Origin of the sequence: Acidaminobacter hydrogenoformans DSM 2784 (assembly GCF_900103005.1) — a bacterium.
In the GTDB taxonomy this organism is placed as follows: Bacteria; Bacillota; Clostridia; order Peptostreptococcales; family Acidaminobacteraceae; genus Acidaminobacter; species Acidaminobacter hydrogenoformans.
In genome coordinates this window covers 219041-240074 of sequence record NZ_FMWL01000004.1, presented here as the reverse complement: position 1 = coordinate 240074, position 21034 = coordinate 219041, and the positions used below count along the sequence as shown (strand labels likewise).

General features: G+C 47.5%; 17 protein-coding genes. 1 reads left to right on the top strand and 16 read right to left on the bottom strand.

Annotated features, from left to right (window positions below):
* Positions 1 to 79: 79 nt before the first annotated feature.
* The 8 genes from BLP63_RS06245 to BLP63_RS06210 all read right to left on the bottom strand — a co-directional run bounded on the left by BLP63_RS06245 (position 80) and on the right by BLP63_RS06210 (position 12137).
* Positions 80 to 967: a formate/nitrite transporter family protein gene (locus BLP63_RS06245; protein WP_092590048.1), complete on the bottom strand. Its 888-nt coding sequence runs from the start codon at positions 965 to 967 to the stop codon at positions 80 to 82.
* A gap of 583 nt (positions 968 to 1550) precedes the next feature.
* A complete protein-coding gene (locus BLP63_RS06240) occupies positions 1551 to 3590 on the bottom strand; it encodes a urocanate hydratase (RefSeq protein WP_092590047.1) in 2040 nt (679 codons plus the stop codon).
* Between the two features lie 269 nt (positions 3591 to 3859).
* Positions 3860 to 4450, bottom strand: a complete 591-nt coding sequence (locus tag BLP63_RS06235; RefSeq protein WP_092590046.1) for an SOS response-associated peptidase — start codon at positions 4448 to 4450, stop codon at positions 3860 to 3862.
* 297 nt (positions 4451 to 4747) lie between these two features.
* Entirely contained in the window at positions 4748 to 5500 is a 753-nt protein-coding gene (locus tag BLP63_RS06230) for a response regulator (protein ID WP_092590045.1), read from the bottom strand.
* Positions 5493 to 7106 carry a DcuS/MalK family sensor histidine kinase gene (gene dcuS, locus BLP63_RS06225; RefSeq protein WP_092590044.1) on the bottom strand — a complete coding sequence of 538 codons (1614 nt, stop codon included), beginning with the start codon at positions 7104 to 7106 and terminating at the stop codon, positions 5493 to 5495. The genes BLP63_RS06230 and dcuS overlap by 8 nt, the downstream gene beginning before the upstream one ends.
* A gap of 286 nt (positions 7107 to 7392) precedes the next feature.
* Positions 7393 to 8706 carry a 2-hydroxycarboxylate transporter family protein gene (locus BLP63_RS06220; RefSeq protein ID WP_092590043.1) on the bottom strand — a complete coding sequence of 438 codons (1314 nt, stop codon included), beginning with the start codon at positions 8704 to 8706 and terminating at the stop codon, positions 7393 to 7395.
* A gap of 17 nt (positions 8707 to 8723) precedes the next feature.
* A complete protein-coding gene (locus tag BLP63_RS06215; protein WP_092590042.1) occupies positions 8724 to 9896 on the bottom strand; it encodes an NAD(P)-dependent malic enzyme in 1173 nt (390 codons plus the stop codon).
* Between the two features lie 504 nt (positions 9897 to 10400).
* The gene (locus BLP63_RS06210; protein ID WP_092590041.1) at positions 10401 to 12137 is read right to left on the bottom strand and encodes a DEAD/DEAH box helicase; all 1737 of its coding nucleotides are present in this window, start codon (positions 12135 to 12137) and stop codon (positions 10401 to 10403) included.
* A 372-nt stretch (positions 12138 to 12509) separates the two neighbouring features.
* On the opposite strand from BLP63_RS06210, the gene BLP63_RS06205 reads away from it, so the two are divergent.
* On the top strand, positions 12510 to 13058 hold the full coding sequence (locus BLP63_RS06205) for a DJ-1 family glyoxalase III (protein WP_242870816.1): 549 nt from the start codon (positions 12510 to 12512) through the stop codon (positions 13056 to 13058).
* 166 nt (positions 13059 to 13224) lie between these two features.
* On the opposite strand, the gene BLP63_RS06200 is transcribed toward BLP63_RS06205, so the two are convergent.
* The 8 genes from BLP63_RS06200 to orr all read right to left on the bottom strand — a co-directional run bounded on the left by BLP63_RS06200 (position 13225) and on the right by orr (position 20836).
* Entirely contained in the window at positions 13225 to 13533 is a 309-nt protein-coding gene (locus BLP63_RS06200) for an AzlD domain-containing protein (RefSeq protein WP_092590039.1), read from the bottom strand.
* Positions 13534 to 13535: 2 nt separating this feature from the next.
* The gene (locus BLP63_RS06195; RefSeq protein ID WP_092590038.1) at positions 13536 to 14282 is read right to left on the bottom strand and encodes an AzlC family ABC transporter permease; all 747 of its coding nucleotides are present in this window, start codon (positions 14280 to 14282) and stop codon (positions 13536 to 13538) included.
* Complete coding sequence (locus BLP63_RS06190) at positions 14279 to 14974, bottom strand: hypothetical protein (RefSeq protein ID WP_092590037.1); 696 nt, start codon at positions 14972 to 14974, stop codon at positions 14279 to 14281. The genes BLP63_RS06195 and BLP63_RS06190 overlap by 4 nt, the downstream gene beginning before the upstream one ends.
* 34 nt (positions 14975 to 15008) lie before the next feature.
* A complete protein-coding gene (locus BLP63_RS06185) occupies positions 15009 to 16412 on the bottom strand; it encodes a hypothetical protein (protein ID WP_092590036.1) in 1404 nt (467 codons plus the stop codon).
* A 341-nt stretch (positions 16413 to 16753) separates the two neighbouring features.
* The gene (locus BLP63_RS17175) at positions 16754 to 17044 is read right to left on the bottom strand and encodes a CC/Se motif family (seleno)protein (protein WP_264175397.1); all 291 of its coding nucleotides are present in this window, start codon (positions 17042 to 17044) and stop codon (positions 16754 to 16756) included.
* 43 nt (positions 17045 to 17087) lie between these two features.
* On the bottom strand, positions 17088 to 18428 hold the full coding sequence (locus BLP63_RS06180; RefSeq protein ID WP_092590035.1) for a replication-associated recombination protein A: 1341 nt from the start codon (positions 18426 to 18428) through the stop codon (positions 17088 to 17090).
* 196 nt (positions 18429 to 18624) lie between these two features.
* Positions 18625 to 19617, bottom strand: a complete 993-nt coding sequence (locus tag BLP63_RS06175; protein WP_092590034.1) for a transposase — start codon at positions 19615 to 19617, stop codon at positions 18625 to 18627.
* A gap of 154 nt (positions 19618 to 19771) precedes the next feature.
* Complete coding sequence (gene orr / locus BLP63_RS06170) at positions 19772 to 20836, bottom strand: ornithine racemase Orr (RefSeq protein WP_092590033.1); 1065 nt, start codon at positions 20834 to 20836, stop codon at positions 19772 to 19774.
* Positions 20837 to 21034: the final 198 nt, after the last annotated feature.

The following is a 21034-nucleotide window of genomic DNA, read 5'->3' as shown; positions in this document are numbered from 1 at the left end:
TCCATCTTTCAATCAAAATAAAAGCCCCCTGCATCAACCAACACAGGGGGCCCAATTTCCAAATTACCACACTACCAAATTACGCCACATTCTTAAAATAAGTCGTAAGCGGATCACTCTTCGCTGTCTTCTTATCACGCAGATACACAAACCAATACGCGCCACCGACACACACCACGCCGCCAATAATATTGCCCAGCGTCACCGGCAAAAGATTTCCAATCAAGAAGTTCTTCCAAGTCAAAGTATTCAAAACCTCAGCAGACAAATGCGACGCCTCGGCCCAAACAGGATTCGCCTTAGCGAGAATACCAGCCGGAACATAATACATGTTCGCAATGCTGTGCTCAAAGCCAGACGTAATGAAGAGCCAAATTGGGAAGAAAATCGCGAGGATCTTACCCGTCATGTCCTTTGCCCCATAAGAAAGCCAAACCGCCAGCGTCACCAGCCAGTTGCACATAACACCAAGGAAAAGCGCCGAATGAAACGGCAGATTTACCTTATAAGCCGCAATCTTGATAGTCTGTCCTGCCAACAGCGCATTGCTGCTGTTGAGCTGACCAGAATAAACAATCATAAAAGTTACCAGCATTGCGCCAACAAAGTTTCCTGCGTAAACCCTCGCCCAGTTTCTGAGCATATCGCCAACCGTCACTTTTTTCTGCATAACAGCGGCCACCATTAAAGTATTCCCCGTAAAGAGCTCCCCGCCAGCTAAAATGACCAGCATCAGGCCAGTCCCAAAAATGGCACCTGCCAGCGCTTTGCCCATTCCATACGTCGCAGGATCAGAAAACAAATTGAAGGCCGCCATATTCGACCCTTGCGCCGCGAACGCAATAAAAGCGCCCGCCAGCACACCTAACAATAATTGAGAAGATGGACTAAGTGCAGCCTTCTTTTTAGCCGTTTCTACAGTTGCTTCTGCGATTTCTGCCGGTGTCAGCATTTTTTTCTCATTCATTTGGCTCTCTCCTATTAATAAATTCGTGTTTATTAACTAAAAAAACGATTAATAAAGAACGATATGATTTCGTCTTATATTTAACAATATGATAGTAGCACGAAACAATAAATTTCACAATAGATAAATTATATTTTTATATAAATAAAACAATTAACAGTTTACCATTAAAATAATTCTGTATTTATAAAATTTTCTGACAATAATCTGATTTATCACAAAATCATCAAATCTAATAATTAACAATTTGGTTTGTCGTAATCTCCCTCCCCCCAGCGCATGCCCACTGGGGTGCCACTGGGGTCAGACCCGCAAAAATCTCCAAAACCGCACAATAAAAGCCCAGCCCTCCAAAACACCGAGTCCCTACAAAGCTTAAAAGCATATCAGGCTCGCGCGCCCCCAAAAAAGAGACACACTTAGCACTATATAATTTTTAAGCTATGTAAAACTCAATATTTTGGACGACTGGGCCCAAAATTGCAATTATTAAACTACAACTATTATACCATAAATTATGCCGATGGTCATCCAGGCCAGCAACCCGCCAGCCCGGACACCCCACCCGGCAAACTTATTTTAATTATTTTTTCGCCAAAGCCTTCTCAACCGCAGACTTAACCATTTGATCATCCGCCACATACGGAAGCGCAAGGAAGTCCTGACCACCGCGAATCTGATTGTACTCCGCTACCGTGCTGATAGAATTCTCATTGCGGGCCCATGCACGTCTTGAAACCCCGTTCATAACATCCCATGGAATCGCACGCTGAATGATCGTGTCAACACGAAGGCTGCCATCCAGAACAAGACCGAAACCGCCATTGGTTACCTTGCTGATCCCAACGCCGCCGCCATTATGCAGCGCAATGAGGCTCATGCCCCTTGCTGCGTCGCCCGCGAAAGAGTGCGTCGCCATTTCAGCCATAATGTTGGAGCCGTCCTTGATATTCGAAGTCTCACGGAACGGAGAATCCGTACCGCCAGTGTCGTGATGGTCTCTGCCAAGCATGACCGGTCCAATCTCACCACGTCTGACCATTTCATTAAACTTAAGCGCAATGTTCATGCGGCCAAGGGCATCCGAGTAGAGAATACGCGCCTTGGTACCTACGACCAGCTTGTTCTTCATAGCATCGCGAATCCAGACATAGTTGTCGCGATCCTGGAAGCGTCTGTTCGGATCAATAACGGACATAGCCGCCATATCCGTCTTTTGGAGGTCCTCATCAGAGCCTGAGAGGCAGACCCATCGGAATGGACCATAGCCATAGTCAAAGAGAAGCGGGCCAAGGATATCTTCTACATATGACGGGAAGATAAAGCCATCCAGCTCATTCACGCCATTCTTACAAATCTCAGTGACACCAGCGTCATATACAGCTTTCATGAAGGAATTGCCATAGTCGAAGAAGTAGACACCTTTTGCCACGAGACGCTTGATGACCTCAAAGTGGCGAAGAAGGGTCTCGTCGACCTTCTGATTGAATTTTTCCGGGTCTGACCCCAACAGCGCAGTGCGCTCCTCAAAAGTCATGCCCGCAGGACAGTAGCCGCCCTCATAGACCGCATGGCAAGACGTCTGGTCAGAGAGAAGGTCGATATGAATGTTATTTTCATCTGCATACTCGAGAAGGTCAACTATGTTGCCATGGAAAGCAATCGCGTGACCAACGCCTTCATCCATATACTTGTACGCATTGTCGAACGCTTCCTTAGGCGTCTTCGCAACGGAAGATACCCAGCCCTGAGAAAAACGCGTCTCAATCCGTGACCAGTCCACCTCAGCGACAATAGCCGCGCCATTAGCGATCTCCGCAGCCTTACCCTGAGCACCACTCATGCCGCCAAGACCAGACGTAACAAAGAGCTGACCCGCAAGATCCGCGTCATCCGCGAGCCCCTTGTTTCTGCGACCCGCATTGAGAATGGTGCTGTAAGTTCCGTGAACGATACCCTGTGGTCCAATGTACATCCAACCACCCGCAGTCATCTGGCCGTAGTTCGCGACACCCAGTGAAGCCGCGCGCGCAAAGCCCTCAGCCGTATCAAACTGGCTGATCATCAGGCCGTTCGTGATAATAACCCGCGGCGCTTCCGCTGAGGACTTGAAGAGACCTCTTGGGTTACCAGACTCAATGTGAAGGGTCTGATCCTGAGTCATGATCTCCAGATAGCCCTTGACGAGCCAGTACTGCATCCAGTTCTGAAAGACCTGACCGCTCTCGCCGTAAGTCACCAGTTCATAAGGATACAGCGCGATCGCAAAGTCCAGGTTGTTGTCAATCATGACCTGGAACGCCTTCGCTTCAAGCGTGCGTCCCTTATACTCGTCAATTGGCTTACCAACAATGTTGCCCTGCGGTCTGAAGCGGTAAGCATAGATGCGGCCATGCGTCAACAGCTCGTCAAGGAACTCCGGCGCCAGCGTCTCGTGCCATTCCTCCGGCACATACCTCAACGCGTTCTTGAGCGCAAGGCCAATCTCGTCCTCATTGAGAGTCATGGCACGCTTAGGCGCACGGCGGATTCCCTCTTCAAACATTGGGTAAGCCGGCAGCTCAGGGAAGAAATCCTTCAGTTTGACTTTCATAGCGCTTTCGATTTGTTGATTGTTCAGCATCCAAGTCACTCCTTATCCTATATTGGTCACATTAGGTTTACGTTCACACCATTCACTTATTTTTTTGCCGATGGTCCCCCACCAACAAAGGATCCATATCTTTGACCCCAGTATACCGACCCACTGTCAAAAAAACGTCTAAGAGTTTGACGATATTGAAAAAAACTCAAATTTTTTTCACACTTTGGGGTCAGACCCGCAAAATTCTCCGCCTAAATGCCAATGGGGTGCCAATGGGGTCAGACCCGCATGGTTTCGAAGCGATAATCCTAAACAGCATTCAACATCACTGCCGGCCCTGTCTGCCTCATTAAAATCTCAATCTCTCCCGGAGTCGTCTCCTGACTGAGCCATACGTCCTCCTCTTCGACTTTAAGGATAATTGGCTCCCTGTCATGAATTTCAGAAACCGGCGGCGAGCTTTGCCTTGTCAAAATAACATAAGCAAAAAAACGGGTGCCATCCGTACCTGTAAAAGGCGCATATAAACCCGCAAACGAAACTAAAGATTTTTCCGGCCGCTCAATACGAAATTTAGTTCGCGCACCTTTTTCACCATGCCATTCAAAAAATCCAGAGGCAGGCACAATACACCGCCTCTTTAAAAGTGCCTCTTTAAAAGCGGGTTTGACCCCGGCAGTTTCACTTCTTGCATTAATAATAGGCCTACTCATATTCGGAAAGACAAAGCCCCATTTCATAAGGCCTGCCCGGTACTCTTCCTTGGCATTAATGACAACAGGCGCTTCATTAGTAGGGAAAACCTCCCTTGGAGACCAATTCACATCAGGTACATCATGAATTTTGTATCTTCTTAAAATTTCTTCAAAGGCTTCATCAACAAAATAGCGACCACACATTATTCAAACCCTCCAAAAGTTATGGCAGTTTTTTCAATAGCACTCCGAATTATGTATACCCACCCTCTAAAAAATATAACTGACGGGGTCAGACCTGCGCAGATCTACAAAAGGGGTCAGACCCGCAAAAAATATATCGAATCTGTGCCATTTTTTCACATCGCGCGCGTAGAGAGGTCGCAGCTTCCGCAACACTTCAAAAAGCAGCCGGCGCCAAAGCGCCAGCTGCTTACCTTTAATACGACAAAGAACCCCATCGCCCCACACAAAAGTGGGGCAATGGGGTATCCTGGTTTTTTATCGTCCATCCTCCAAATAAGGCCCTACTGTCACTTCAAACCCTGGCAGCAGCTCAAATCGGTGGACCGGGCGCCCAATAGCGCCATAGATGACATTCATTTGAATAGCCTTGATCTCATTTAAAAATTCAAGATATTTCCTAACGGAGACGCGTGTTATGCCGATGGTCTTCGCAACCTCCTCCGCACTAAAATCCTTCATTGGATAGGCTAAAAGCGCTTCATAGACCCGCTTGAGCGTCGATCTGTCCAGACCTTTCGGCAAACTTCTGGTCTTTACAGCATTAACATTTTTCTCGCGTAGAAATTGATCAAGCTCTTCTTGGCTGACACTCTGCCTCTGTTTTAACAGTGCAGATTTTTCCTTGTATCCAAGCAGTGCTCTCTTCAGCCTTTCGTACTCAAAGGGCTTGATCAGATAGTCCACTGCCCCAAGTCGCAGGGCTTCTCGGATTGATGGTGTATCGCTGGCGGCGGTGACGAGGATGACATCGGCAGAAAGTCCTTGTGTCCGGATCTCCGATAGCAGCGTTAGCCCTTGCATACCCGGCATATAAAGGTCGAGCAGAATCAAATCAACTGACGGGGTCTGACCCCCAACATCAGATGAGGTCTGACCCCCAATGAACGCCAAGGCTTCTTCGCCGGAACGGACGCTTCCTACGACGGTGAAGCCCTCGACGCTGGAGACGTAGGAGCGGTTGAGTTCTGCGACCATCGGGTCATCCTCTACTAAAAGCACTTTAATCATTGCGCCCATCTCCCGTTCTGATTGGAATCTCAACTGTAATCATTGCGCCGCCTATTTCCGCTTGGCCAATTTCCAGCACACCGCCATACTTTTCAAGGGTCCGGGCAATCAGGTGCATGCCCATACCCCTATTTTCCCCTCGCGTCGAGTATCCCTTTTCCATGATAGTCCCCTTCAGCGAATCCGGTATCCCGTCACCTGTATCACAGACGACCATAGTCAAAATTCCCTCATCAACGACCAATTGAATTTCTATCTTCTTCACAGATTTTTGCGCCACCGCCTCCATGGCATTTTCGATAAGATTGCCCAAGATCGTCGAAACGTCGCTTTCAGAAACCACGTCCCCAAGCTCCGGAACATAACTGTCCTCTGACAGTACAAAGACAATCCCCTTTTCACGGGCACTGCTTAGCTTCGCCATCACGAAGCCTGCCAGCACCGGATCCTTGATGCGGCTCATGACATATCCAATCTCATCCTGAATCTGCACACTCACTTCTTTGATGTAGGCAGAGACTCGGTCGTAATTTCCCATGTGAATCAGCCCCAGAATGACATGCAGCCGGTTCATGAATTCGTGGGTCTGGGACCGCAGCGCATCCGCGTATAGCTTGACGCCTGTCAGCTGCTCCGCCAGCCGTGTCACCTCGGATTTATCCCGAAAAGTTGCAACAGCCCCCACAATCTCGCCCTTCACCAGCACCGGCAAGCGATTCGTTAGGATCCGAACTCCAAGCAGCTCCTGCTCCTGGTCGTATTCCGGCTGCCCCGTCTCGATGACCCTGTGCAGACCAGTATTGGGCACGACCTCCTCGACACTTTTTCCAATGACAGCGTCCGTAATACCAGCGACCGCAAACAGCCGGGCGGCCTCCTGATTGACCACCGTGATGCGCATGGCCTTGTCCACCCCCAGGATCCCTTCCCGCACCGACTGAACCAGCGCGTTTCGTTCCTCGAACTGACGGGCGATTTCCTCTGGCTCAAGCCCCAGCAAAATTTTCTTGATGCGCCCAGCCAGCAAATAAGCCCCTGGTATGCCGATGGTAAAGCCAGCCAGCACCCCAATCAAAACCATCAGCCGCGTCGCATCCAAATTATCTTCAATAACATTCATCAGAATGCCCACCGAGATGGCGCCGATCTGCTGACCATCGGCATCAAAGACGGGGGTGAAGTAGCGCATAGACTTCCCCAGCGTCCCCTCCGCCACAGACGCAAACGCCTGCCCTCGGTATACCGGCGTATCATCCCCACCCACAAAGCGCTGGCCAATCAGCTCCGGATTGGGATGCGTGTACCGAATGCCCTGCATATTCATGACGACAATAAACTCCACATCGCTGACCCGGCGGATGGTTTCCGCAAAATGCTGAACATCAGACTTCAGCCGCCTTCCAGCAAGTGCCTCCTTCACAATAACCGATTCCGCCATAAAATGCGAAATATCCATTGCCTTGCCCTCGAAATATTCCTGTGTCAATCTAACGACACGCTGGCTCACCAACCAGTTGGTAACGGCCAGAGAACTCGCCAGCACCAGGCACACCAGCAAAATGATAAACGTCTTGAGCTTAAGCGGCTTTTTTCTTATGTGAATCAACGCAGGCCCCCCCCCTCATTCGTGAGCATCTGACAAATTAATTATGCGTATTTTTCATTACCTCATTATAGCAGAAAGGGGTAGTCGGGAAATGACCGATTTTGCCCTCACAAACAAAAATGAAGAAAACCCGAAAGACTTTGGGCTTTTGAAAAGTCCTTCGATCCGATCGGGTTCTCTTGTTTACAGTCTAATGAATTCCAAGGGGGGTAATTCGAAGGGGGTCAGACCCGCATAGATGTTTGTTGGGGGTTCTTTTGGGGGTCAGACCCGCGAATTAATAATCTTAAGCGAAAAACTTAAGCAGCGTAGAAGCGAGGATCAGCATGAAGGCCCCACCAATTCTTGAGGAGATCTGGCTGAACGGCATGAGTTCCATGCGTTTTGATGCGGAAAGCACCGCGACATCCCCTGTTCCTCCCATATTAGCCATACACAGTCCTGCAGTTATAGAAGATTCAATAGCATAAAACCCAACAAGCCTGCCTACAAAGCCTGACCCTAACGCCGCACCAAGCACTGTGACACTGACGAGCAGTAAATACTGTGGTGTAAGAGCCTGTAAAACCTCACCCAAATTCGTATACGCAACCCCTATGCCAATCAGAAGGACTGTCGTCATGGAGGTCATAACAAAGCCAAACCACTGAAACGCCCCTTCTTCAAATTTTTCAGGAATGATGCCGATGGCTTTCACCACCGCAACCGAGATAATCATCCATGCATAGGCGTGAATCTGAGGAAAGATTTTACCCATGATACTGCCAAGAACATAAAATCCAAGGGCCATCAACAATCCAGAACCCATAATTTTATAGTCTACCGGAGAACGTTTTTCTTCATGAAATTCCTCTTGAGTTTTTACAACCATTAATTGACCATTGCCTGTCAGTGAAGGCTTCATTTTACCAAGCTTGTCCAGCAGTCCCGCAATCACAATTGACAGCGCATTGCCCAATGCTACGGCCGGAATCATGATGGATAGCATTTCTGCAGGATCTTTCGCAAGCTGCGAGCCGAAAATTTTCGCCAGCGGCACTGCACCAGCACCCATGCCACCACCCATGATTGGTACGCCAATATATAGTATTGCCTCTTTAAATCCATAACCAATAAGAGAACCCACCAGTCCAACGCTGACAAGTGAGACAAGCACGCCTCCAATGATTGCCGGAAGATATCTGGCTGCAGCGCGAATCAAAAGCTTTCTGTTCATACCTAAGATACTTCCAGTTATGAGGGCTGCAATGTAAAAATTGAGGAATTCAAATTCGACCATGAAGCTTTTTATAAGAGCAGTCTGAGCTTCTGTAAGGACACCGTACATGACCATAGCCGCAGACCCAAATATGATAACAATGGGTCCACCACCAAGATAGTCCTTGACGATAGGAAGATGGTTTCCAATTTCATTAAGTATAGCACCTACGACCAGCATGATCGCGAACGCCCCCACCATGCCGCCAGGAAGAGCGCCCATCCTGCCCGCTACAAGGACCACTGCCGCAATTACCGCGAAGAGCGGCAGCGAAAGTCCATTAATTAAATAGGTTTGTTTGACTTTGGGTTGCAACGCTTCAATACTTACTGATTTTTCCATAGGTCTGACCCCCTCTTTTATATTCGGGAAATTCCGGACTCGACAGCAGCCTGCGCTACAGCCTTGGCGACTTGTTGACCAACTCTTAAATCAAAAGCATCTGGAATGACATAGGTTTCTTTCAAATCTTTTGAACCAACGATCTCCGCGATAGCATAAACCGCGGCGACTTTCATGGCTTCATTGATGTCTGAGGCTCTGACATCCAGCGCTCCCCTGAAGATCCCCGGGAAGGCTAAAACGTTGTTGATCTGATTTGGAAAATCACTTCTGCCTGTTCCAATTACACGTGCGCCCGCTTTTTCAGCAAGATCTGGCATAATTTCCGGTACTGGATTGGCCATAGCAAAGACAATTGCATCACTTGCCATTGAAGCCACCATTTCCTCAGAGACAACATTAGCCGCGGAAACTCCAATAAAAACATCTGAGTCTTTCATAGCATCCGTAAGCTTACCAGATAACAACTGTTGATTCGTGATTGCTGCAAGCTCTGCTTTTGCGGAATTAGTATAGTTTTCTTTACGAACCAAAATCCCTTCCCTGTCGCATACCATAATGTTTTCTATGCCCAGATTCAATAACATTTGAACGATAGAAGTGCCAGCGGCACCTGCCCCATTGACCACAACTTTGATTTCTTTAAGCTGTTTTCCTACGATCTTGAGTGCATTAATAAGTGCCGCACAAACGACAACTGCTGTGCCATGCTGATCATCGTGAAACACTGGGATGTCGAGTTCTTTTTTCAACCTGCTTTCAATTTCAAAACACCTTGGTGCTGATATATCTTCAAGGTTGATACCACCGAACCCAGGCGCGATCATTTTCACAGTTTCGACAATGGTATCTGTATCAGTGGAATCGATGCAGATCGGAAAGGCATCTACATTAGCGAATGATTTGAACAGCACTGCTTTTCCTTCCATGACTGGGAGCGCCGCCTTTGGTCCAATGTCCCCAAGCCCCAAAACTGCCGTCCCATCAGTTACAACAGCAACTAAGTTTCCTTTTGAGGTGTACTTATAGACATCCAGTGGCTCGGCATGGATCCTCTTGCAGGGCTCGGCTACGCCTGGTGTATAAGCCAGACTCAAATCATCTCGTGTCTCGACCGACACCTTCGACTTGATCTCAAGCTTTCCGACAAAATCCTCGTGCAATTTCAAACTTGCTGCTGAATAATCCAAATTTGACAGCCTCCTTTGGTAACGTGAAAGTACACTTTGTTTGGTTGAGTTTTTAAAGGTTCTGAGTAAGTTTCTTAATGACATCATGCAACAGATTACAAATTGATTAAAGTATTCGGAAGTTTTGAAATCTTTTTGAAAGTTTTGAAAGCGGACGGGGTCGGACGGGGTCAGACCCGCTCAGATATAGAGCGAGCCGCAAATGGGGTCAGACCCGCAAAAAGGAAGCCGCATCCGTGTCTGTTTTTTCAGTTGTGCGCCAGGAAATGCTGCAAATTCCGCAACAATTTAAAAAGCAGCCGGCGCCAAAGCGCCAGCTGCTTACCTTTAATACGACAAAGAACCCCATCGCCCCACACAAAAGTGGGGCAATGGGGTATCCTGGTTTTTGATTCCAGTTTTTAATCAATTCCCTGAGATGTCAATCCAACCTTCCCCGCCACCATGTGATGAGGTGGGGATGGGTGACCATCGGCGGAATTAAAGTTTTTAGAGTATTATAAATTACTCTGCAGGTTTATACTTTCGCTTCGGACGGTCCGAGCTCGCGCTGCTGTGGCTCTTCTCACCGGAGTGAGCGTGGCGGGCTTCACGGCCTTTGTAGGTTTTGCCGCCCTGTGGCTTGCGGTCATAACGGTTTTCACTGCTGCGGCCGCGGGCCTTGTCAATGCGAACGCGTTTACCTTTGAGCTTAGCATTTTTGAGAATCTCGAAGACCTCGTTTGCTCTTGGTTCAGGAACCTCGACAAATGAGAAGTTTTCGTAAATGTCAATGTTTCCAACCTGTTCGCCGGTGACCGTAGTTTCTGTGGTGATCCACTTGATGACGTCCCGAGGCTCAAGGCTGATGTTCTTGCCCACATTGATGAACAATCGCACCATGCCGTTGCCGGCACCCGTGTCGCCAAAGCTACCCCCGCCAATTTCACAGAGATTGCTGGATTCGACCTTGTAGCGTTCGAGCTCCATTTTCATGAGGATCGCTGCGGCTTCCAGGGAAGTCATCCCCTCCTCGGCCATAGTTTCCAGGATGGTGTAATATTTCTCGAGGCCGCCGGACTCACCTTCGAGCTTGATTTTTTCGACGAGCTCCTTCGCCTTGATCTCCTCGATGTCCGCAATGGACGGGATCTCATGGCGCTGGATTTTCTTCGCGGTGTAGCGCATGACGTCCTTCATCAGAAGGAATTCCTTGCCGCTGACAAACGTGAAGGACATACCATCTTTGCCCGCACGGCCAGTTCTGCCAATGCGGTGGACATAGTACTCCTCATCCTGTGGCACGTCGACGTTAAAAACGCACTCTACGCCAGTGATATCAAGGCCCCGCGCCGCGACGTCCGTCGCTATCAGAAGCTCAATAGCCCCTGTACGGAAGCGGTCCATAACCGCGTCACGCTGCTGCTGCTTCATGTCGCCATGAATTTTGTCGCAGGAGAAGCCCCGCGTCTGAAGCTGCGCTGTAACTTCATCAACTTTTTTCTTTGTGTTGCAGAACGCCAGGGAAAGCTTAGGCTGATACATGTCAAGGAGACGCGACAGCACTTCCACGCGGTCGCGAAAATGCACCTCAAGGTAGAACTGCTCGACGTTCGTAGACGTAAGCTCCTTGTGGACGACCTTCACGAGCTCCGGATCCCTTTGGTAACGTTTTGTGATGTTGAGAATTGCTTTTGGCATAGTCGCGGAGAAAAGCACGGTTTGACGCTCTTCCGGGACAGTCTTGAGGATCTCTTCAATGTCCTCCACGAAGCCCATGTTGAGCATCTCGTCCGCCTCGTCCAGGACGAGGTATTTGATCTCGTGGAGCTTGAGCGTGCCACGCTTCAAGTGGTCAATGACCCTGCCTGGTGTGCCAATGACAATCTGCGCGCCCGACCGCAGCACACGAATCTGCCGGTCAATAGGCTGTCCGCCATAAATTGGAACGGACTTGATGCCACGAATGTACTTGCCAAGACGTCCGATCTCCTCCGCCACCTGAATGGCGAGCTCACGGGTTGGGCAGAGCACGAGTGCCTGGGGCTGCTTGTTTCTTGCGTCGATCTTTTCGAGAAGCGGGATCCCGAAAGCCGCGGTCTTGCCTGTGCCAGTCTGTGCCTGGCCAATGATGTCTTTACCCTCTAAGATGAATGGGATCGATTGCGCCTGAATGGGCGTCGCTTCCTCAAACCCCATGTCGCTGACAGCTTTGAGAATTTCCTCCGAACAGTTAAAACTACTAAATTTGATAGGTTCCATTAAATACCTTCCTTTTTTTGAATTGCAGAAAATACAGTCGCTTGAAATGAGCAGCCATGTGGCCTCATAAAAATTGGATCCGGATCGAAATAGACCTTTAAGACCTTTATGACATAAACATTAAGTAAATAATTGAATTCAAGCGGCGCTTCGGCCAAATTACATTATATACTAATATCATGAACAAAGCAAGCGTAGATGACAAAAGAGTTTCGTAATGGTCCTGAATGGCTTTTAATATTCCTGCTAAGTCATGAAAGGTCATATTTTCCATTTTTTGCCGATGGTCACCCCTCCCAAACCACACCTAAACAGCGCAATCCTGTTAGCCAGACTATCTTTTTGGGGTATATACCACAAGAGGTGATGACTATGGTTTATGTATTATTGGCAGAAGGCTTTGAAGAAATCGAAGCGATCAGTGTGATAGACATTTTGCGGCGCGGGGGCGTGGAGGTGGTTACTGTTTCCATCGGCACCAGCCTTTTCGTGCATGGCGCCCATCACATCAAGGTCGAAGCGGACACAGTGATCAAGGAAATTGAACTCGACGCCGGCGTAAAGGCCGTCGTGCTGCCGGGCGGAATGCCGGGCACAACGCATCTCGATGAATCCAAAGACGTAGACCGGCTGCTTCACGAGGCGGTCAAGAAAGAGCTCCTCGTGGCGGCAGTGTGCGCGGCGCCTTTGGTCCTTGGAAAACGCGGATTCTTGAAAGGCAAACGTGCTACCTGCTATCCTGGCTTTGAGGACTATCTGAAGGGCGCTGTTCTATCAGAGAACCGAGTGGAACACGATGGCCGCTTCATCACATCCAGGGGTGCGGGCACCGCTGCCTACTTCGCCTTTGAAATTCTGAAGGTCTTGAAGAATGAAGCGATTGCCGAAAAGGTGCGGACATCGATGATTTATGGGGATTGAAAAAAATAAGAAGGCTGTAAATGGTAGGAAGTGGGGTTTGGGCCCCACTTCCTTTTTGGGTTAAAGAGCAGGTCTGACCCCAATGGAACCCCAATGGATCAATAAAATACACGAGCGGGTCTGACCCCCTTGTCCCTTGTCCCTTCTCCCTTTCTCCCTTCTCCCTTTAAAACAAGCCTCCCAAATAAACCGCCAGGATACTCCCTAAGACGACGAGAACCACATTGAGCCTCAACAGAGCAAGCGCAAGGGCAGCGGCGAGCCCTAATGCCGCCGTGGGGATGGACGACGTCGAATATAGGATTTCCGGAAAAATTAAAGCGCCCAGCACGGCAAAAGGCACGCATTTCAAGAAGTTTTGAAGGCTGGGGCTCAGCTTCCTGCCTCTGAGCAGTGTCATGGGAATCAATCTTGGCACATAGGTGACTGCCGCCATGAGAAGGACTGTAATAAATTGGTGACCTGGATTTGTCATGGTTACGCCTCCCTATTTTGACGGTTGCCAATGTCGGAGATTGCGGACTTAGCCAGGAGCTTTGATCCCACGGCCGCGGCGATCAGGGTGGCGATCAAGATCCGCCAGCCGCTTGCGAGACCGGAAAAAAGAGGCAGGTAGAAGATGAGGGTGCTGGTGGCGATGGCGGTGAGGGTGACGGTGACCATCGGCAAATCATTTTTAAGCCCTGGAACCAAAAGTCCTACAAACATTGCGTACAGCGCAATTCCCATGCTGGCGGAGAGTGACGGCGGTATGGCGTCGCCCAGCAGGAGGCCCATCAGCGTGCCGCTGTTCCATGCGAGGTAGGCGATCGTGTTCAGACCGAGCAGCGACCAAGGGTCGAGGACGCGCTGTGGCTGGACCGAAGCAACGGCAAAGGATTCGTCGGTGACGCCAAAAGCCAGCACAGACAAAAAGCGTTTGCCGATGGTCTCGGGCAGTCGCTGCGACAGCGAGGACGACATGATGAAATGTCGAAAATTGAGGATAAATGTGGTCATCACAATTTCGAGGGTCGATGCCCCCGCGGCCATCATGCCCACGCCAACGAATTGGCTCGCGCCGGCGTAGAGGATGGAGGAAAGCGCAACGCCTATACCAATCTTCAGACCCAAAGAGGAGGCCAGCACCCCAAAAGCAATCCCGATCGGGATATAGCCTATCGCGATCGGGATGCCGAGCTTTGCGCCCACCAGTATGCGGGCGCGCCTGCTTGAAGTTTTCATTGACCGGCCTCCCCTTCTGCTGAGGCCTTTTGTTCTTTGAACCAAGCCTTGGAGACAGCAGGTTTACATAGGATTTCGTCCACTCGAATGTCGAAGAATCTGTGGGTGTTGGCGGGCTGCAGGATCAGAGCTGTGTCCGCGCCGCTGCTGGTGCCGCCAATAGCAATAACCCTTTCCATTGTCGACACGGCGCCAGCATCCACTGCCATCATGGAGATCTCGATGGCTACTTTTGTGCCCTCCCCAAACAGCCGCAGCGCGTTAGCCATTAGCTCATCCGTGCCGTAGGTGCCAAACTTTATGCGCGCCGCCCTGCCGATGCCGCCCAGGCTGTGAGCAGCAGTGATTACGACTGCGCCAGCTGTTTCGAGCTGTTTTTTTACACCTGGCTCCATGTCCAGGACGTCCGGGCCTTCAAACCCTGCGACATGAGAGACTATTATTATGTTTTTTATTATTTTGCGGGTCCGACCCCAGCTGTCTTCTTGGGAATTGTTTGAGGTCTGTCCCCCGCGTTTTTCACCGCTGCACTCTTCGTCATTCTGAAAACCGAAAAACTCCAAAGCTGCTAATCCAGTTTCACCCGACGAGGACGCAATGATTACCGTATCTATATTTTGCTTTTCTGCAGCTTCATCAACAATTTTAAAAACATCAAGTGTATTTTTATAACCTGGTTTATTGAAAATCATGATAGTCCTCCAATATATCTCGAATTGCGCATTGTTAGATTTGTATTTTCTTGTTTTTTCTACGTTGAATCCAGTAATAAATTTCAATAATAAAAATTATTAACAAGGGTATGACGATTACAATCAAGAATCCAACGGACGTCTTAGCGTAATCAGCCATATAACCCAACCAAGGGAATACCGAGATTATTTTTTCGCCAAAAGGATTGTCGGGTCCGACCCCATAAGCAACAATCAAAGCACCCGGAAAACTACCTTTCAACAAATTACCTTTTTCATAGAGAAATTCCTCAGTGTTAGAGTATATGCCTAAATCGCCAAATGTGGCCACACCACCATCATAATAACTTTTAACAACAACAATTGAAAATAGAATCAAAAATACAATTAATAAAAAATAAATCATTCGACCAAAGAGTTCAAGAAATTTATTGAATATATTTTCTTTTTTAGATTCATTATTATGTATACCAGTTTGACTCTCATTGCTATCGCTGTTGTTTGAGACACTTTCAATGCTGTTGGTCGACTTCTTCGTTACACTATCCTGATTATCATTAATGGGTTCACCATTATCAGCTTCAGTGTTAGACGATTCACTGGATATTGGTGCTCTGTCAAAATCAATGCCTTCCATGAGCTCAGTAAATCTGGTTGGATCATCTATCCACGGCACTGTGATGTTTGTTTTTTGTAAAGTGTCTTTTTTGGGATTTGTAATGGTCTCGGTTTCAGAAGCATTTGACGGGGTCAGACCCGCTAAATTCAGTTCAGCACTTTCAATTTTTGAAGGTACATCATTTGTTGACTGCCCAGTATCCTGACTAACATCCCCGTTCAATCCAGTTTCATTAGATTCCTGTTCATCTTTGATGCTATTTTCAGATGTCGTTCCCTTCTTTAAAAGTTCTAAGTCTGGAACAAAATACTCTTGATCTTCCTCCATGTCAATGTCTAACTCACTATTTGTTTCATTAAAAATGCCTTTTTCATTAGTCCCTGGCGAATCTGACATCAGAGTAAGCATGCTCTTTAACCAATCCTCTGCGTTCGCTTTGCTATGAGGGCTTTTCGATTTCAGAATTAACTTTAACAACCTAGTATGAAATTCCGAAGGAGTAAAAGGTAAAACTAAAAGATCGTCAATATCTTTCAGCGCAGGCTCATTAATCTGCGACAACTCAGTCGATTCTGAAATAAGCAAAGTCACAATCGCGATATCATGCTCTTTAACTCGACTCATAAAAGTCGTTAAATGTTCCATAGAATAATCTGACGTCTGGCATATTACCATGTGTATGCCACTATATCTTACAATATCAAGGCTTAGTATATTGGGCGCTCCAACGCATGCATATCCATGAACATGCTGCTCAAAAAAATAGGAATTTAGGTCCTCAAGAGTAACAATCTTTTGCCCTATAAGCAAAACCCTCATCCAGACCACCATCCCCTCGTATCAAATATGCTGCAAATATTTATTCCGATAGTTCCAATCATTCATTTTATAGATCTCTCATCTTTGAAATATTTTAACATATTTCTCGGTACTTTCAAACAAAGATAGAACACTTGGGGTCAGACCTCGAACAAAACTTAAAAACATCGCCCTCAACACCAAAATTTCCAACACCTCCCCCAATTATCCACCCCCAAAAAACCTCAACAAAAAAGGACAGGCTTACACCCATCCCTCCAAATCTATTCACTTTGTAAAATTAAAATCCTTCAAAACAAAAGTCCCTCAATCCAACATTCGCAAATCTCAACTCCTTACTCTTACCTGACCTTAACCCCCAAAACATCCAGCCTCTTAATAAACAAAATCTTGTCCATGATTATCAAAATTTTTCCTTCCTTTGTTGGCAGGCGTTTCGGCACATAAACCGTCAACCCGCTAACTTCCTCAACCTGATAATGCTCCGGCATCTGAGGCGCTTTCAGTTCCAGCACGGGAACCGCTATGCTGCCGCCACTTCAGCAGCCCCCAGATTTGGCGAGCATCACCGTCACCTCTGTCGCACCCTTTTCCCTAATATAGTCGACCGCTTCAGGCGTCACCTCAACCATAATCCTATCATCAGAAGCCAATTGCGCCACATCCTTCCATAAACTACTCGTCCTCACGATTTTTAATCTCATCAAGCCAGGCCTCAAACTCCGCCTCACGCCCCTGACCGTCCAGTACATAATATCTTGTACCCCGCAGCGCCGCAGGCAAATACACCTGTTTAAAATAATGCTGCCGATGGTCATGAGGGTACACATACACGCCCCCGCCCAGCACATCACTCTTCCTCGACTCCAGCTTCAGCGCCGTCCCATCCTTCAAATAGCTCGGCACCGCCCCACTCCGTCCCTGCCTGATATCCTCAATTGCCCGGTCGATCCCCAAATAAGCAGCATTTGACTTTGGCGCGCAGGCAACATACGTCGCCGCCTGAGCCAGTGGAATCCGTCCTTCAGGCATCCCAATCGTCTCAACCGCCTTCAGCGCACTCGCAGCCACAACCAGTGCCTGCGGATCCGCATTCCCCACATCCTCAGAAGCACAGATAATAATCCGCCGCGCAATAAATATTGGATCCTCGCCCCCCACAATCATCCGGGCAAGATAATGAAGCGCTGCATCCGGATCGCTGCCCCGCATGGATTTTATAAACGCAGAAATAATGTCATAATGCGAATCCCCAGTCTTGTCATACAACTGGCCAGAGTGCTGCATAGATTCGTAGAGTGCCTCTACGCTGATTACTATTTCCCCGTCGGCATCAGGCTCACTTGTCATGGCCGCAAGCTCGACCGCATTCAAAGCCCGTCTGGCATCCCCGGACGCCAGCCTGCCAATCGCTTCACGCGCGTCCTGATCCAGAGATACGTTCAAGACCCCCAAACCACGTTCAACATCATCCAGAGCCAAGTCGACGATCCCCAAAACATCATCAGCATCCAATGCATTCAGCCTGAAAACATTAGATCTCGATATCAGCGCGCTGTTGACCTCATAATACGGATTTTCCGTCGTCGCCCCAATCATGATGACGATCCCCTTCTCAACCGAAGGCAATAAAGCGTCTTGCTGCGTCTTATTGAATCTATGAATCTCATCAATGAATAAAATGGTCCGCTTCCCATTCATGGCCAGCCTATCTTCAGCTCTGCCAATAACCTCCCTGAGATCCTTAACCCCGGAAGTCACCGCATTCAAAGACTCAAACTCCGCGCCAGTCTGATTGGCAATCACTCTCGCCAAACTCGTCTTACCACTTCCGGGTGGCCCATGCAAAATCAGGCTGGTCAGTTTGTCAGATTCAATCAGACGCCTGAGCAGCCTTCCAGAGCCCATGATATGACTCTGCCCAATAAACTCCTCCACAGACCTTGGCTTCATCCGCTCGGCCAGCGGCGCGCTTTCCTTCCGGTTCTCCTGCAGCATCAAATCAAACAAATCCATAATAAGCTCCTTATAAACACATAGTTCAGCGGCGCACAAACGTTCTATACGCTATTATACCTGATGTTTCCCCTTTTGAATATAGTGAATCCTATCCTCGCTGATATTGAGATCTCACCGCGTTCTGCCAATCCAAGATCAAATATTAAAGACCCATGATACCACTCTGCCGATTGTCATCCGCCCCAAACATCACCTAAAACCCCTCCAAAAACCCCTCTGCCTCCAACATAACCTGATCCAAATTTTCTTTATGTTCAACCGCGTTCAGGTTTTGACTGTCATTCATATTCAGATAGCGCTTAACCTCATTATCCAGCATAATCCTATCATCTTCCTCCAATGCTGATCCCTTTTTCCTCAATTCTCTAACCGCCCTCAACACCAATGTCCGTTTGACATCCAGTCTTCTTGCAAGCTCCGCACATGAAACCAATCGAAACCGATCATTGATCCATATAAGTTTGTGCCATACCAAGCGCTCAATGCGACCGCAGCCATCCGTTGATTCAGCAGCACGTTCTTTTTCAAAAAGGTATTCTAACGACCTGAACCGCCTGTTCACCCTTAATTTTGCCAGCAACCGGTCTAACGTCATAGGCTCAGCCATGACATCCTTTTCACTATATTCAAAAAATACTGGATCACTCTTAAATTGCTCAAGATGCTCCAAATAAATTTCCTTGGCAGACTGCAATTTGTCCTTGAAGCGCTTAAGCAGCCCCACGTTGTCAAACCAAACCTTAACAAGCCCTTTGGAATAAGCAAAATGGCTGCTCCAGGCATAATCAAGCCCTTTTGTTTTTCCAGCCTTGAAAGGGTTCAAATGGATATAAGCCATAGCCGCCATCGTTGACTGCGTCGTCTCACATTCACTTGAAAAATAGCGCCCCCCAAACACATGACCGCTTCGCTCATATTTTCGATTGAATTTCTGAGTAAAACTTTGTGAAATCCCCTGCATGACCCTCGACAGCATTGTCTCACCCATTTTGATCAGTAAATGCACGTGGTTGTCCATAATACAATAGGCATAAAGCTCGAAATCATACTTCAATCTATATTTTTTTAGGATCTTAACAAACATCCATTTATCCTCATCTTTGCCAAACACATACTCCCCGTTATTTCCTTTACAGACCACATGATAAACCATGTCTGTTTGTAAATTTCTTAATTTCCTAGCCATAGTTCACCTCCATATATTTCCATATTTAATTTTATATGTAAATATATGGAATGTCAATCAATAGATTTCTCGTTAACAAATTTATTAAATCTTTTCCGCCGATGAACCCCCAACCAACAAAAGAGGCCCATCACACCGATGAGCCCCTTCCCAATCATTCAGAAATTTTTTCCACATACTTACTCGTCATCAAAGACAACAACGCCCCATAATCCACCCTGAAGCCAATCACAGTCCCAACTTCAAGCGCCCTTGACGCCCCTGTCACATCCAAAATCAAATGATCGCTGCTCGCCCCAATAATCTCAACCCCAGCATCCACGGGGGTCAGACCTTCAACGCGGACGTCTTGTCTTCCAATTGCAACGATAGCTCTTTTCATTTTTCCTTTATCAATGAAGCTTGGGTTATTCCCAAATGCATCCATCCCAATCTTGCCAGTTGGAACAGAATCTTTTTCTTTCAATTCTATGATCTGAGCCTCAAGAAGAAATGCGTCTTCATAGGTGTTTTCAATCTTTTCACCGTAAGCAGTTTCTCTGCCAAGCACTACCGCTTCGCCTAATCTCAAATTTGTGATCCCTTTTGGCAGAGTATTATCAATGAGCTTATACAAACTGCTTGAATTGCCGCCTGAAATATATTTCAGGCTAATATTGAACTTTGTTTCTATAAGTTTTGCCAGCTCGACCAAACGGCCTAAATTATTATCATCAGGAATAACGCCGCCATAACAAGTTAAATTGACTCCAATGCCTGCTATGGCTAAATTCTGCATTGACAATACTTCTTTAACAACCGACTCCAGATCCTCCGGCAATACCCCTTCTCGAAGATCTCCCAAGTCGACCATAATTATTACTTCATGGACTTTGTTTGCTTTAACAGCTTCTGAAGACAACGCCCTTAATGTTTTAAGCTCAGAATTTAATGATATGTCTGCGAATTCGATGACACTGTTGATTTCGGAAACCATCGGCAACCTTAAAAGTACCGTCTTTACTCCAGGCGCTAAAGATTTTAAAACCTTCAAATTCTCAACGCGAGAATCAGCGAGCATTGTATAGCCAACCTCAACCATTGCTTTGGTGATACCAGGATGAGCACAATGAACTTTCGTTACCACCATGGGCTCAATGCCATTATTTTGGCATAATTCTCTTAAAACTTTCGCATTATGCTTAATTTTAGGAATATCTATTTTCAATCTTGGATACATGATATGCCTCCTTGAAAGTTCAAATCAATCAAATTAATTCTACTAAAACCTATTTCTATCGAGATTTTGTTTCCAACGAGGTCTGACCCTTTAATTCACGACATAGTGTGATGAAGGCTGGGTTTGCCGCGAATCGTTTTACACGGGGTCAGACCTCGAAAGAAATCAAATTATTTCAATCAAAGTCTGACCCTTTAT